Annotated in this window: 10 protein-coding genes; 5 read left to right on the top strand and 5 right to left on the bottom strand. The window is 54.7% G+C overall.

Annotated elements, in window-relative coordinates:
- On the top strand, nt 1-509 hold a 509-nt coding region (locus tag H8Q75_RS06735), incomplete at its 5' end, for an MnmC family methyltransferase (RefSeq protein WP_297040961.1).
- Here H8Q75_RS06735 and H8Q75_RS06730 read toward each other — a convergent pair.
- Nucleotides 502-1,245, bottom strand: a complete 744-nt coding sequence (locus H8Q75_RS06730) for a M50 family metallopeptidase (RefSeq protein ID WP_024124647.1) — start codon at nt 1,243-1,245, stop codon at nt 502-504. The two genes, H8Q75_RS06735 and H8Q75_RS06730, sit on opposite strands and share 8 nt — an antisense overlap.
- Nucleotides 1,246-1,261: 16 nt before the next feature.
- The gene (gene infC / locus H8Q75_RS06725; RefSeq protein WP_051372785.1) at nt 1,262-1,756 is read right to left on the bottom strand and encodes a translation initiation factor IF-3; all 495 of its coding nucleotides are present in this window, start codon (nt 1,754-1,756) and stop codon (nt 1,262-1,264) included.
- 274 nt (nt 1,757-2,030) lie between these two features.
- On the opposite strand from infC, the gene H8Q75_RS06720 reads away from it, so the two are divergent.
- The 3 genes from H8Q75_RS06720 (at nt 2,031) to H8Q75_RS06710 (ending at nt 8,886) form a co-directional block, all read left to right on the top strand.
- Entirely contained in the window at nt 2,031-3,239 is a 1,209-nt protein-coding gene (locus tag H8Q75_RS06720) for an efflux RND transporter periplasmic adaptor subunit (protein WP_297040960.1), read from the top strand.
- A gap of 19 nt (nt 3,240-3,258) precedes the next feature.
- On the top strand, nt 3,259-6,393 hold the full coding sequence (locus H8Q75_RS06715) for an efflux RND transporter permease subunit (RefSeq protein WP_024124650.1): 3,135 nt from the start codon (nt 3,259-3,261) through the stop codon (nt 6,391-6,393).
- 63 nt (nt 6,394-6,456) lie between these two features.
- Nucleotides 6,457-8,886, top strand: a complete 2,430-nt coding sequence (locus H8Q75_RS06710; protein WP_297040959.1) for a DNA topoisomerase (ATP-hydrolyzing) — start codon at nt 6,457-6,459, stop codon at nt 8,884-8,886.
- Here the strand turns inward: H8Q75_RS06710 and tilS are convergent.
- Nucleotides 8,807-9,841: a tRNA lysidine(34) synthetase TilS gene (gene tilS / locus H8Q75_RS06705; RefSeq protein WP_297040958.1), complete on the bottom strand. Its 1,035-nt coding sequence runs from the start codon at nt 9,839-9,841 to the stop codon at nt 8,807-8,809. The two genes, H8Q75_RS06710 and tilS, sit on opposite strands and share 80 nt — an antisense overlap.
- 10 nt (nt 9,842-9,851) lie before the next feature.
- Nucleotides 9,852-10,811 carry a c-type cytochrome biogenesis protein CcsB gene (ccsB, locus tag H8Q75_RS06700; RefSeq protein ID WP_024124653.1) on the bottom strand — a complete coding sequence of 320 codons (960 nt, stop codon included), beginning with the start codon at nt 10,809-10,811 and terminating at the stop codon, nt 9,852-9,854.
- A 184-nt stretch (nt 10,812-10,995) separates the two neighbouring features.
- Between ccsB and H8Q75_RS06695 the strand changes: the two genes are divergently transcribed.
- Nucleotides 10,996-11,778, top strand: a complete 783-nt coding sequence (locus tag H8Q75_RS06695; protein ID WP_024124654.1) for a YaaW family protein — start codon at nt 10,996-10,998, stop codon at nt 11,776-11,778.
- On the opposite strand, the gene H8Q75_RS06690 is transcribed toward H8Q75_RS06695, so the two are convergent.
- On the bottom strand, nt 11,775-14,266 hold a 2,492-nt coding region (locus H8Q75_RS06690; protein ID WP_297040957.1), incomplete at its 5' end, for a DEAD/DEAH box helicase. The genes H8Q75_RS06695 and H8Q75_RS06690 overlap by 4 nt on opposite strands.

The following is a 14,266-nucleotide window of genomic DNA, read 5'->3' as shown; positions in this document are numbered from 1 at the left end:
GGGTGAGCATCCCACGGTGTGAGGCACGACTTTTAATTGGGGATGCCCGCCAAACGATTCAAGACCTTGTTTGCCAGGGATTCCAAGCAGATGCGATTTTTCTCGATCCCTTTTCACCCCAGCGCTGTCCGCAACTGTGGACGGTAGAGTTTCTCAGCTTAGTGGCTCAGTGTTTGGCACCGGCGGGGCATCTGGCCACCTATTGTCGTGCGGCTGCCGTTCGTTCTGCTTTGCAGGAGGCGGGTTTACACCTTGGGACACTGCCAATTGTTGCCCCCCGGCACAGCCATGAATGGGCACAGGGAACTGTGGCTCGCTGGCAACCAGATCAACTCATTCCCCTGTCGCTGATGGAACAGGAACATTTGCAAACCCGTGCGGGTATTCCCTACCGCGATCCCCACCTGCGGGATAGTGCCCAGACGATTCGATGGCGCCGCCAAGTGGAGCAGCAAACTGCTAACCGTGAGTCTACAAGTCGTTGGCGACACCGCTGGGGCATTACCTAGGGTGGGTATAGGCCACCTTGAGACTCCACAGCAGCAGCCACAACGTCATCCCAGAAATCAATGCTCCCCACAGCCAATAGGGAAGCCAGAGGTACCGTTGAAGAAGCCCGGTATCGGAAAGCTGGGGCCCCGCAATGGCATAGGTAAAAAGGTAGTCCACCTGCTGAAACGTGCTAATACAGGCCTGAACCCCAAGGAACTGAATTGAAATCCCCTTGAGCCAGCGATTCCCGCGATAGGCCACCAGCAGAATGGCAATCGCCACCAATGTCATGAAGACAATGCCAAACAGCGATCGCACCCACAGCAGCAGCGAGACTAGGATCATCATCCCTAGGGCTTTGAGACAAAGGTCTGTGGCACGATGGGAGCGGCTCGACAAAATAAAGAGACTGCCAGCGATCGCGGGTCCCAGTGGCCCACCAATGGCGACGAAGCCATGTCCTAAATTTCCCAGTAGCACCTCGCCCCCATAGCGCGCAAATCCTGAACCATTGGGATAGATGACCAATTCCCGAAAGTAGCCCCCCAACAGAATCGCCGTGAGACCATGCCCCATCTCGTGGAACCATGTGGCCAAGATTGTAAAGGGGTAGAGCAGATAGTTCCCCAAGGGAATCTGCCAAAGAAGAATTGTGGCCAGGGCAGCGATCGCCAGCAGCAGTGCCGAACGGGGTTGCTCACTGGCTGAAACCTCCAGCGGCGGGGATTTGGGCTCTGGACGAAAGCCAAACATACGGCCCTAGCATTGCTTACCGCTTTGGTGCCAAAAACATGATCATATTGCGCCCTTCTTGCTTTGGTGCCTGCTGCACTTCGGCCACCGCTTGCAGGTCATTGGCCATACGGTTGAGGAGCTCTTCTGCCAAGTGGGAGTGCTGAATTTCTCGGCCTCGGAATGTCACCGTAGCCTTGACCTTGTCCCCGGCTTTGAGGAAACGCTCCGCGCGGTTGATGCAAACATTGTAATCGTGTTCTTCGATTTTGTAGCGCATCTTCACCTCCTTGACATCGGAGGTATGCTGCTTTTTGCGAGCTTCACGCGCCTTCTTTTCCTGTTCAAAGCGAAACTTGCCGTAGTCAATAATTTTGCAAACGGGTGGATCTGCCTTGTCACTGACAAGAACCAGATCAAGCTCCTTTTCGCGGGCGATCGCGATCGCCTCTTGGGACGACATAATCCCCAATTGGGAACCATCAGTATCCACCACCCGCACCCGCGGAAAACGGATGCGCTCATTAATCATCGGTTGTTCTTGCTGCGTTTTCTTGGTAAGAGCCACTGGTACCTGTACTGTCGTTGATAAAGGTTGGTGCAAGGATTGTCCTAGCCTCTAAGGTAGACCAGAAATGACCCCCTGCCCCTTGCTCTACATCTTAGCGGAGGATTGCCAATAGAAGGTATTCTCTCTGCACCCCAGATATACAAAAACTCATCATTAAAGCAGCACTCGCCATAGGTGCCTTTAGGCTAGACTGAGGGTACTTATTGCCTACGCGGGGTCACATAAGGTCTGAGGTATGGTGCAACGGCAACTGTTCACATCAGCTCTCCTAGGAAGTCTTTGCTTCCTTGCTACCGCCTGTGGTCAACCAAAGGCAAAGGCTCCCCCCCCAGCGGCCCGGGTGAAACTTGCGGCGGTTCAAACGGAAACTCTTTTGCAAACCGCTGTTTACAACGCCTCTTTGCAATCCCGTGAGTCCATCACCCTACAACCCCAAGTTTCGGGTCGAATTGCTCAAATCAATGTTCAAAACGGTCAGTTTGTCAATCAAGGTCAGCCCCTCATCCTCATTGACCCCTCAGAACAGCAAGCCGTTGTTGCCAGCAGTTTAGCCGCAATTCAATCCGCTCAAGCGAATGTAGAGAATGCCCACTCCATCCTCCGCGCCCTTGAAGCCCAGCGACGTGCCAATCTCGCCACTGTAGAGTTCAATCGGATTCAAGCGGAACGCTATACGGCGCTCTTAGCGGAAGGGGCTGTTTCCAAGGAACAAGCGCAATCCTTCATCACCAGCTTTCGCACCGCCCAAGCAGCACTCCAACAAACCGAAGCCGATATTCGTGCCCAACAGGCCACCATTGCTCGCTTAGAAAAAGCCCTCCTTGCTGCCCAAGCTAACGCCCAGCAGCAGGCCATTGTCCTAAATTGGTTTCAGGTGCGCGCTCCCTTTAGTGGTGTTGTTGGCAATATTCCCCCCAAAGTAGGGGATTTTGTAACGCCCCAAACCAACCTCCTCACCCTGACCTCAAATCAACCTCTAGAGGTCTATATCCAAGTGCCCATTGAGCAGATCCCCCGCATTCGGCTGGGAACGCCGGTGGAGTTAGTCGATATCAATGGCAGTGTTGTCGGTAGGAGTTCCGTTTTTTTCATTGCCCCCAACACCACCAACAATACCCAAACCATTTTAGTTAAGGCGCTCTACAACAATACTCGGAATAATCTCCGTGCCGATCAACAAATTCAAGCCCGTATTATTCTCGATCAGCAACCGGGGATTCTGGTGCCGACGACGGCCGTCTCCAATCTTGCCGGCCAAAACTTTGTCTTTGTTGCCGAAAAAGACACCGAGGGCAAAATGATTGCCAAACAAAAGCCCATTCAAGTGGGGGCAATCCAAGGGAACAGATATCAAGTTTTTAAAGGCCTCAAACCGGGAGAGGAAATTGTTGTCTCGGGAATTCAGCGCCTGCGCGATGGTGTGCCCATTACTCCTGAGTCTTAAAACTGAGTCTTAAAAGAGCATGATTAGCAATTTTTTTATTAAACGCCCCGTCTTTGCAACAGTTTGTTCTCTACTAATTATTCTGGTGGGGGCGATCGCGCTGCCAACGCTAGCCATTGAGTACTACCCTAACGTCAGACCACCGACAATTCAGGTATCTGCCAACTATGCCGGTGCTAATGCCGAAACCGTCGAAACGAATGTCACCACAATCCTAGAAACGCAAATTAATGGCGTGGAAGGGATGGATTACATTGACTCCACCAGTAACAGCTTTGGCAACAGCAATATCACGATTACCTTCACTGAGGGCTATGACGAAAACATTGCGGCGGTGGATGTGAATAACTTAGTTGCCTCTGTTACCTCGCAACTGCCACCAGAGGTCATTAACACTGGGGTCAATGTTAGCAAATCCACGAATCAGATTGTTTTGGCCTTAGCCCTGTACCCAGAGGAGGGCTACGACTACGACGCCACCTTCATCAGCAACTACGCGACCCTCTATGTGGTACAACCTCTGCAACGTCTGAAGGGCGTAGGGAAGGTTCAGGTCTTTGGTCAACGCACCTATGCCATGCGGATTTGGCTTGATCCCAATCGCTTAGCCAGTCGCGGTCTCACGGCTCAGGATGTGGTGCGCGCTCTCTCCGATCAGAACGTCCAAGTAGGGGCCGGGATTATTGGTGCCCCCCCAGCACCAGAGGGACAGGAGTTTCAAATTTCCATTCAAGCCCAAAGTCGCTTAGCCTCAGAAGAAGAGTTTGCCGACATTATTATTCAGCGCGGTGAAGATGGCTCCGTGGTTCGCATTCGCGATGTCGGTCGGACTGAGCTAGGAGCACAAAACTACAACACCAACTTTCAGTTTGATGGCCGTAACGCGGTTGGGATTGGTATCTATCAACTCAGTAGCGCCAATGCCCTCGACATTGCCCGTGCTGTGGAGGCGGAGATGGCTATTTTAGCCGAGAAATTTCCCCCCGGACTGAAATGGAGTGTGGGATTTAGCACCACCGATGCGGTGCAGGAGTCGATCAAAGAGGTGGTCATTACACTGATTGTGGCCATCATTCTTGTGATTGCGGTGATCTTTTTATTTCTTCAAGATTGGCGTGCCACAATTATTCCGTCGGTGACGATCCCCGTCTCGTTGATCGGCACTTTTGCGTTTATGAAGGCTTTTGGGTTCTCGATTAACAGTCTGACCATGTTTGGTCTGGTGCTGGCGACGGGGCTGGTGGTGGATGATGCGATTGTGGTCGTGGAAAATGTCACCCGGCTCATAGAAGACGAGGGCATGACTCCCCAAGAAGCGGCCAGTCGCTCAATGGCGGAAGTCACCGGAGCGTTGATTGCCACCTCATTGGTGATGATGGCAGTCTTCATTCCTGTGGCCTTTTTTCCGGGGGTTACTGGGCGGCTGTATCAGCAGTTTGCTTTGACGATTGTCTTTGCAATTGCCCTTTCTACTTTTAATGCCTTAACCCTTTCTCCCCCTTTGTGCGCTCTGCTCCTGCGGCGGGAACGTCCCTCGATGGCGAACTTTATCTTGTTTCGCTGGATCAACCGCTTGATTGCAAGAACGCGGCGAGGCTATGCCCGAAGCCTCAATGTGATTGTGCGACTAAAATACTGGGTGCTGGCGGGCTTTGTCGCCCTGCTGGGGATGACCTACTGGCTGTTTCAGATCGTTCCCGGTGGCTTTGTCCCCCAAGAGGATCAGGGCTATTTTGTCACCCTTGTACAATCACCCCAAGGGGTCTCCCTAGAGTACACGAGTAATATTGTCTTCAAAACAGCGGACGCGATCGCCCAAAATCCAGCGGTCGAACATACCTTTGCCATTGGCGGCTTTAGCTTCTTCGGCACAGGTTCAGATAAAGGAATTATCTTTACGAGTCTCAAGCCTTGGTCACGGCGGCCAACCCTTGATCAGTTGCTACCCCAGTTTCAGAAGGTGGTAGCGGGTGAACTCGGAGCAGTGGTGTTTTCGTCCAATGTGCCGACCATTAACCTTGGTGGGAGTGGCCTTGGCGGCTTTGATATGCAGGTGATGGATCAGCAGGGCCTAGGTCTTGAAACCCTTGCAAGTTCGGTGAACGAGCTGATCCTAAAAGCAAATAACACTCCCGGTTTTGTTGCTGTTAATACCCCCTTTGCCATTAATGCCCCCCAGTTAAATGTGACGGTTGATCGCACCCGCGCCCTTGCCTTGGGGGTTTCCCTCAAGGACATTTTTAATGCTATGCAGATTTACTTGGGGTCGTTATACGTTAACCAATTCACAATCTTTGCCCGCAGCTACCAAGTAATTGTGCAGGCGGACAAGCAGTTTCGCTCGAATCCCGATGACATCAACCGCATCTATGTGCGTTCAGAGCAAAATGCCCTCATTCCCCTCAGTAATCTCGTAAAAATTGAAGAGGTCTCGGCACCGCCCATTATTTATCACCATAACCTGTTCCGTTCGGCAGAGGTGACCGGCCAAACTGTGCCGCCCCTTAGTGATCGTCAAGCGATAATGACCATGGCATCCTTGGCTGAGGAGGTTCTCCCCAATGGCATCGGCTATAGCTGGACAGGGTTATCCCTAGAGTCCGTCCGCTCCGCAGGCCAAGCACCGTTGATTTTTGGCCTTGGTTTGGTGTTTGTGTTCCTCGTGCTCTCAGCGCAGTACGAAAGCTATATTGACCCCTTGATCATCATCCTTTCGGTGCCTTTGGCGATCATGGGCGCGTTGCTGGCACAGTGGTTGCGGGGGCTGAATAATGATGTGTTTTGCCAAATTGGCTTGGTGATGCTGATTGGCCTCGCCAGTAAGAATGCGATCCTGATTGTGGAGTTTGCCAACCAAATTCGTGAAAGCAAGGGCACTACCATTGTCAAGTCGGTGATTCATGCTGCCGAAGAACGGCTGCGCCCTATTTTGATGACGGCAATCTCCTTCATTTTGGGCATCTTCCCACTGGTAATTGCCACGGGGTCTGGCGCAAAATCCCGTCACTCCTTGGGAACCAGTGTCACGGGTGGCATGATTGCGGCCACATTCCTCAGTTTCTTTGTGGTGCCGATCATTTACATCCTCATTAAGGAAGTGGTGGCACGGCTGACCAAGGAGAAGCCCGAGGAAGCAACGCCAAGGGGGTCTTAGCTTACTTTACTATTTGCAAAACTCTTGTATCGTGGGGAATGATCCTTTGGCTCGTTTGTGATCATGCCCAAGCAACTGGATTTGCTGACCTCTGGACAGGTGATTCCTACACCACTGCACAGTGAAATGCAGCGCTCCTATCTGGAGTACGCCATGAGTGTGATTGTGGGGCGGGCGCTACCAGATGTACGGGATGGGCTAAAACCAGTACATCGGCGGATTCTCTATGCGATGTACGAGTTGGGGCTGACGCCCGATCGCCCCTTTCGCAAGTGTGCACGGGTCGTGGGGGATGTGCTCGGGAAATATCACCCCCACGGGGATCAAGCGGTCTATGAGGCACTGGTGCGCTTGGTGCAGCCCTTTAGTAGTCGCTATCCGCTGTTGGCGGGGCATGGCAATTTTGGCTCCATTGATGATGATCCACCGGCGGCAATGCGCTATACGGAAACGCGCTTGGCAGCGATCGCCCACCGCACGCTACTGGAGAATATCAGCGATGCCATTGTGGATTTTGCTCCCAACTTTGACAGTTCCCAAGAAGAACCATTGGTGTTGCCGGCGCAACTGCCGATTTTGCTGCTGAATGGCTCAACGGGAATTGCGGTGGGCATGGCTACAAACATTCCACCCCACAATCTGGGGGAAGTGGTGGATGCACTAATTGCTCTCATTGACCGACCCCATCTCTCCCTAGAGGAGCTCCTCACCCATCTGCCGGGACCAGACTTTCCCACGGGGGGTGTGATTGTGGATGGGGCAGGATTGCTACACGCCTACAGGACGGGTCGAGGAACAATTACACTGCGGGGAGTAGCTACCCTTGAGGATATTGCGCCCGGACGCGGCCGCCACCGCCGCCAAGGGATTGTGGTGACGGAGTTGCCCTATCAGGTGAATAAGGCGGCATGGATTGAAAAGGTGGCCGATTTGGTGAATCAAGGTCGCCTTGAGGGCATTGCCGATCTGCGGGATGAGAGTGATCGCGAGGGGCTGCGGGTGGTGATTGAACTAAAGCGGGATGCCCCAGCGGCGCAACTCTTGGAGCAGCTCTATCACCTAACAGCGTTGCAAGTGACCTATGGCATCAACTTGATGGCACTGGTGGGCAATCAACCCCGCCAGCTCTCCCTCAAGGAGATCCTCAGGGAGTTTTTGCAGTTCCGCGAAAAGACGCTGCTGCGGCAATATCACCATGATCTGGAAACAGCTCAAGCCCGCCAACAGGTGGTGACGGGACTCTTAATCGGCCTCAATGCCGTGGAGCAGGTGATTGAGATTGTGCGATCGGCGGCGGATGGCAGTGCAGCCCAGCGGGAATTGATGACCCGCTTGGGTTTGAGCGATCGCCAAGCTAATGCCCTGATTGCCATGCCCCTCCGCCGCCTCACCCAACAGGAACGCCAAGAACTGGAACGGGAACAGGCGGAGCTGCAAGCGCGGATTGCCCAATTACAGACCCTGATTCACCAGCGGCCTGAGCGCCTCAAGGCACTGAAGAAAGAATTGCGGCAGTTGAAAAAAGAATTTGGCGACCCTCGCCGTACCCAAATTCTGAGGGAAACTCCTCCCCCTGAGGAAGTCGCTGATTGTGGGGGGGATTCCCTCTGGATAGAAATCAGCTGTCGCGGCTATGGTCGCTGTCTGCCCCAGCAGCGTCGTCGCAGTGGTCTGCCGTTGCAAACGTGGCTACCGTGGTCAGAGCCATTGCCCTTGGGCTTCTCGGTACAGGCCAGCGATCGCCTGTGGGTGTTTACGGAGAGTGGCAAGGTCTATCCGCTGCCTGTGGAGCGACTACCCGTCACCAGCCGTCGTGAGGGCGATCGCGGCCAACCCCTCCTTACCCTCCTAGCGGAGTCAGCTCAAGGGGAAAGCCTCCTTACCGTCATTCCCAGTCAAGCCACAGCGGAAAAGCTCATTCTGCTGACGCGCCAAGGTCGCATCAAGGTGATTCCCATCTCAGACCTGCAAGACCTGAGGGGGCGCGGTCTCCAACTCACCAAACTGAAGGCGGGGGATGCCCTTGGTTGGGTATTGCCTGCGGACAGGGATCATTTGGTGTTGGCCACCTCGCGGGGGCGGGTTTTTCACTTTTTCATCCCCGACATTCCAGCTTTGGGACGGCTCAATCAAGGTCAAGCGGCGGTGCGCCTTAGTGTGCAGGAGATCTTGGTGGGGGCGATCGCCCTTTCGGAACGAGAAAATGTTATCCTCGTTACCGCTTCCGGTCTTGGTAAACAAGTGCCCTTGCCCCTGATTGAAGTGGTGCCCCTCGGTCATTTAGGTCAATTGGCGATGCCCTTGCAGCAAAAATCGGATCGCTTGGCGGGCATTGGCCCTGGCCGTAGCTCCCTCGCACTGGTGACGACCCAAGAACGGGCCTGGATCACCAATGGGGAAGAGATCCCCCTCCTTAATAAAGAGGCGATGGGGGTGGCGATCGCCCCCCTTGACCCGGGGGAACAGGTGCAGGCGGTGGTGGCATTGGCCTAACTAATTCAATCCAGCGGCCACAGACTCGCAGGTGCTTGCCCCCTGGCAGGCTTGCGGTTTGGCTACCATTGCCGGCAGTGATCAGAGCTCGGACTGCTTCAATCACCCTGAAGTTGAGACCCCGTTTCAGGTGCTGCCGCAGAAAGCGCTGGATTAAGCGGCGTTGCAGGGCAAGGGGCAATTCCCGCAGGCGCAACCGATCTAAGGCCGGAGGATGCTCGCGGATCACTGTGGGGGCAAGACGCTCCACCTCAGCCTCGAAATAGGCGCGATCGCTAGCGAGCAGCTCAGCGGTTTGGCCAAGCACCTCTTCCAGATTCGGATTGAAGTGCTGTTGTAAATAGGGGATTAACTCCAAACGCAGCCGATTGCGGCGATACGCCACATTGTGGTTGGTTTCATCCTGCCAGATGGGCAATCCGTAGGCTTGGCAAAAAGCAGCGGTTTCAGCGCGGGTCATGCCCAGGAGCGGGCGCACCAACTGAATAGCGCCCAAGGAACGGCTGGGCAAGAGGGTGGCGAGGCCATCGGGGCTAGTGCCCCGCAACAGATGCAGCAATAGACTTTCAGCGCGATCGCTCTGGGTATGGGCTGTCACCACATGGGTGCAATCCAACGCCTTGGCCATGCTCTCAAAGACTTGGTAGCGCCATGAACGGGCTGCTGCCTCAGTTTTCGGCAAATCAGGGGCACTCACCACCTCACAGGGTAGATGCCATTTCTGCGCTAGCTGTCGGACAAAATTTGCATTGGCGGTGCTATCTGCACGCCAGCGGTGATCACAATGGACCGCCGCCAAAAACCACTGCCAGTGGGGTTGTAGATCCAGCAACAGGCGCGTTAAACAAACGGAGTCTTGCCCCCCCGATAGAGCAATGAGAATGCGTGACCCCAAAGGAAGCCATTGCTGGATTTTTAAGGTGGTGTGCAGGCGGGCGTGGTGAATGCCCCACACGGGCAACCCCCTAGAAGAACCAGCCGTAGGAGTGTAGGCCCTTCCCCAGCAGATTCACCCCTAGGTAGCAGACCCAGACCACTCCAAAGCCAACCGTGGCGAGAATCGCCGGTTTACGTCCTTGCCAATCGCGGGTAATGCGGGCATGGAGATAGGCAGCATACACCAACCAAACAATCAGTGCCCAAGTTTCTTTTGGATCCCAACTCCAAGGTGCGCCCCAAGCCTCGTTGGCCCATACGGCACCGGAGATAATGCCAATCGTCAACAGGGGAAACCCCAGACCAATCATGCGGTAGCTCAGGTTATCGAGGGTTTCGGCTAAAGTCAGGCGTTGTAAACTCAATTGCAGAGCTGGTGGGGTGAGTACCGTTGTGCCACCGCCCCCCGTCGAGGATTCTAGGGCAGGGTCTGGCGGGCGACTGCGGAAGCTGCCTGTTCCCACAGAACTCCCCCTGAGGTTGATGGGCTGGCCCCAGGTGACGATAAGAAAGGCGATCGCCAACAGGGAGCCCACCATCAAGGTGGCATAGCTGAGCATCATCACACTGACGTGCATCATTAACCAGTTGGACTTGAGAGCTGGCACCAAAGGGGCTGACTGTTGCATCTCAGGGGGCAGAGAGAGGGCAGCAAAGGCTGTAATTCCCATTGCAACGGGTGCAGTGACAACTCCCACAAGGGGCTGGCCACTGATGGACTCGGCGACAAAGTGCATGGCCGTCAGCCCCCAACACAGGAAAAAGAGGGATTCATAGAGATTACTGATGGGAAAGTAGCCCCCCTCAATCCAGCGCGCCGCCAGCAGGCCAGTAATACAGAGGTTAGCGATCGCTATCCCCGTGCGACCGGCAGCGGTCAGCAGTGGCCACTGGGGAAATGCTGCCCCGCACCAGTAGAGCAACATGGTGATAAAAAGTACCGCAAAGGCGGTATTATCGAGCCAACCTTCTAGGGTCAATAAATCCATAGGTTTTTGTATTGCCAGCCTGCTACTCTTTCTGTATTGTACTGTCCGAACCGCGCTTTTCTGGGATAGGGGAGTGGGTTCCATTCTTAGTAACAAGGGCTGTACCACAATTTAGCCTGAATCCCTATAATCAGGGGTGAAGAATCATCCTGTTCTATTGTGCTGCTGCTGGAGCAAGAACCCCATGAATGAGCTACGGGCTGCGCTGGAATTGGCGACAGAGGAGGAGTTGCAAGACCTAACAGAAATTCTGTTTCGTCGTCGGCTCAACCCCTTGGACTATCTAACCACGCCGGATCCCATTGCGGTACAAGCCCAAGATCGTCAAGCCTGGTTAGATGACATTGAAGAGCGGTTTCGCTTTTTGGCAGCCGATGGTTTGACGGTGCTCAAGGGCAAAGCCCAGCAAATCAGCTATCGGCAAACTTTGATGCGGGTCTGTCGCTACTTAAAAATTAAGTTTTCCCCCAGTTGGACGGTGCCTGAACTGGAAATGGAGATCTTCTTGAATGTGTTGCAGCGGATGTGGAAAAAGCTGGGGGATCAGGATCGGCGGGTTTTGGCCGCCCAAATTCAAGAGAGCTTGCCCGAATTGCGCCATGGCCACCCCATTTCCATGGAAATGGTGCGCTTAATCCTAGAGGGCAGTGCCGCGATCGCCATCAGTTCTGTTGTGCGCTCCATGGTGGTGCAGCAGGTGGCACGGCAGTTTGCAATTCATTTTGCTGGCTCCAAGCTCTCAATGATCCCCTTGGTGTCACGGGGGGCAGCCATGGGAGCCGCTCGATTGGCAGTGGGGCGCAGTCTCTTGGCCTTTGCCAGTACTGCCCTGTGGGTATGGTTTATTGCCGATTTGGGTTGGCAAGCCATTTCCACTAACTATGCCCGCATTATTCCCACCATTTTTGCGATCGCCCAAATTCGTCTTTTGCGGGGTGAACAGGCCGCCCAGTGGGCGATGGCCTAGAGGGTGATCAGCCGCTCTTTGTCCAAGGTGAGCAGTTGCCGCAGCTGGTCAAGGTTGAGTTCGGTCAGCCAGTGTTCGCCGCTACCCACAATCATTTCCGCAAGGGCTTTTTTCTGTTCGATTTGCTCGTGGATCTTTTCCTCAAGGGTACCCGTGCAGACAAATTTATGGATTTGGACATTGCGGGCTTGACCAATGCGGAAGACGCGATCGCTGGCCTGATTTTCTACCGCTGGGTTCCACCAGCGATCGTAGTGAAAGACATGGTTAGCGCGAGTCAGATTGAGACCCACGCCCCCTGCCTTGAGGGAAAGGATAAAGACCCTGGGGGCTTCGGGATCGTGCTGAAAGCGTTCCACCATGAGTTCCCGCTGGGCTTTGGGGGTGCGTCCTGAGAGGAAAAACACCTCCTGCTGGAGCACCTTTTCCAGGTAGGTTTTCAGGTGGGTGCCAAACTCCGCAAATTGGGTAAAGACAAGGGCGCGATCGCCCACTTCCTGAAGCTCTTGCAGCATTTCTATTAGGCGTTGCAATTTACCTGAGCGAGCGGGGGCATAGTCTTCTTGCTTGAGATACTGGGCAGGATGGTTGCAGATTTGCTTCAGCTTGGTCAGGGTGGCCAAGATATTGCCCCGCCGCTGGATGCCTTCACTATTTTCGATGGCAGCAAGGGAGTCTTCCACCACCGCAGTGTAAAGCTGCATCTGCTCTAGGGTGAGGCCGCAATAGACCAGCATCTCCTGTTTTTCGGGCAGGTCTTGAATAATGCTGTGGTCGGTTTTCAGGCGCCGCAGAATGAAGGGTTGGACATAGGTGCGCAGGGCGTTGAGGGAGCTGGTGTCGCCATAGCGTTCAATGGGACGGACATAGCGGTGTTGAAAGTAGGTGCGATTGCCCAAGTACCCCGGATGGAGGAAGTCCATAATTGACCAAAGTTCGAGCAGGCGGTTTTCTAGGGGGGTTCCCGTCAGGGCAATGCGAAACTGGGCGGACAGTTCCCGCGCCGCTTGGGACTGTTGGGTGTTGGCATTCTTGATGTTTTGGGCTTCATCCAGGACCAAGTGCTGCCACAGAACCGGTTGCAAGGTGGCGCGATCGCGCTGCAGGAGGGCATAGCTGGTCAGAATCAAGTCATGGGTTTCCACCCTTTTGAGGAAGGCCTTGCCCTTGGGGCGATCGCTCCCGTGGTGGACATAGGCCCGCAAGGTTGGGGCAAACTTTTGGCACTCCCGCAGCCAGTTCCCCAGCACCGACGTAGGACAGATCAACAGTGTCGGTCGGTAGGCACGTCCCTTTTCCTTGAGGTGGAGCAAAAAGGCCAACAGTTGAATCGTTTTCCCCAACCCCATATCGTCTGCCAAGCAAGCCCCCAGCCGCCAGCGTTCCAAGAAACTCAGCCACGCCACCCCCCGTGCCTGGTAGGGGCGCAGTTCACCACAAAACTCCTGCGGTGTTGGCACTGGATCCAAGCTTTGTTTGCCCGTGAGGCCATCCAAGAGTGTCTGCAGCGCATCATTGGTGTCTAAGCCAAGAATCGGCAACTTGGCCACCGTCACCGTATCCCCCGTAGCAATGCGCAGTGTCTCTGCAAGGGAGAGTTGGGTCTTTTGGGGAGACTGGAGAAACTCTTGAGCAGCCTTGACCTCTTGGGGGCGCAGCAGCACCCATTCACCATTGAGATAAACCAGGGGAGTCCCTTGGCGGCGCAGTTGATCAAAATCTGCTTCCGAGAGGGGATGCTGCCCCAACTGCAACTGCCACTGAAACTGCATCAAGCTGTCAATACTCAAGCCGCTAGTGGCCGGCGGCAATGTGGCAATTATTTTCAGACCCAAGCGATGTTGGGCGCTATTGCGGCGCAAACTCGGTGGCAAAATGATCGCAACCCCCTGCTGCTCAAGGGGCGCAATTGCACTTTGCAAGTAGGCATACACTTCGGTGGTGTGCAGCGTCAGACCCAGGGGGGAGCGTTCTTGAAGACTGCGATCGAGGGGACGATAAATGCGGGAGGCCAAGCCCAGTCCCCGCAGCAGGGTCTCTTGGGGCTGCCAGAGCACCTGCCCTTGATAGAGGAGGGCCTCTTGGGTGCATTGCCAAATCGCAGCTGCCGTTAGCATCGTGTCCGTTTCCCCTTCAGTTTGCAGCCCAAAGGCCAAGTGCCAGTCACCATCGGCGGTCTCTGGAGGTACCAGTTGCAGAGCCAGTCGCCATTGGGGACGCAGATCCAACTGCTCGCGGTAGGGTTCTTGCCAGCGGTGCAGGCGTTCAATGAGGGGAGGTGGCAGTTCCGTGGTTTGACCCGTTTTCAGGAAGGCTAGCCAGTGGCTATGCTCTTTGGCCAAGCCCACTTTGGGCAATTCGAGGTCAGCAAGGGCAGTGTGCAGATAACCCTGTAGGGTGTGCTGCAGAAAATCCGCCAGTAGGTCTGAAGCATGGGGGGGAAACTGCAGCGCCTCGCCATTGGCTTGATAACAGCGACACAAATCGG

This window comes from Thermosynechococcus sp. OHK43, from assembly GCF_014466085.1.
In the GTDB taxonomy this organism is placed as follows: domain Bacteria; phylum Cyanobacteriota; class Cyanobacteriia; order Thermosynechococcales; family Thermosynechococcaceae; genus Thermosynechococcus.
The sequence above is the reverse complement of the archived record's forward strand: the minus strand, read 5'-3'. Positions and strand labels throughout refer to the sequence as shown.

Coding starts and splice junctions, on each gene's coding strand:
- H8Q75_RS06730 (WP_024124647.1), bottom strand. CDS start 1,245: ATGTTTGGCTTTCGTCCAGAGCCCAAATCCCCGCCGCTGGAGGTTTCA.
- infC (WP_051372785.1), bottom strand. CDS start 1,756: ATGATTAATGAGCGCATCCGTTTTCCGCGGGTGCGGGTGGTGGATACT.
- H8Q75_RS06720 (WP_297040960.1), top strand. CDS start 2,031: ATGGTGCAACGGCAACTGTTCACATCAGCTCTCCTAGGAAGTCTTTGC.
- H8Q75_RS06715 (WP_024124650.1), top strand. CDS start 3,259: ATGATTAGCAATTTTTTTATTAAACGCCCCGTCTTTGCAACAGTTTGT.
- H8Q75_RS06710 (WP_297040959.1), top strand. CDS start 6,457: ATGCCCAAGCAACTGGATTTGCTGACCTCTGGACAGGTGATTCCTACA.
- ccsB (WP_024124653.1), bottom strand. CDS start 10,811: ATGGATTTATTGACCCTAGAAGGTTGGCTCGATAATACCGCCTTTGCG.
- H8Q75_RS06695 (WP_024124654.1), top strand. CDS start 10,996: ATGAATGAGCTACGGGCTGCGCTGGAATTGGCGACAGAGGAGGAGTTG.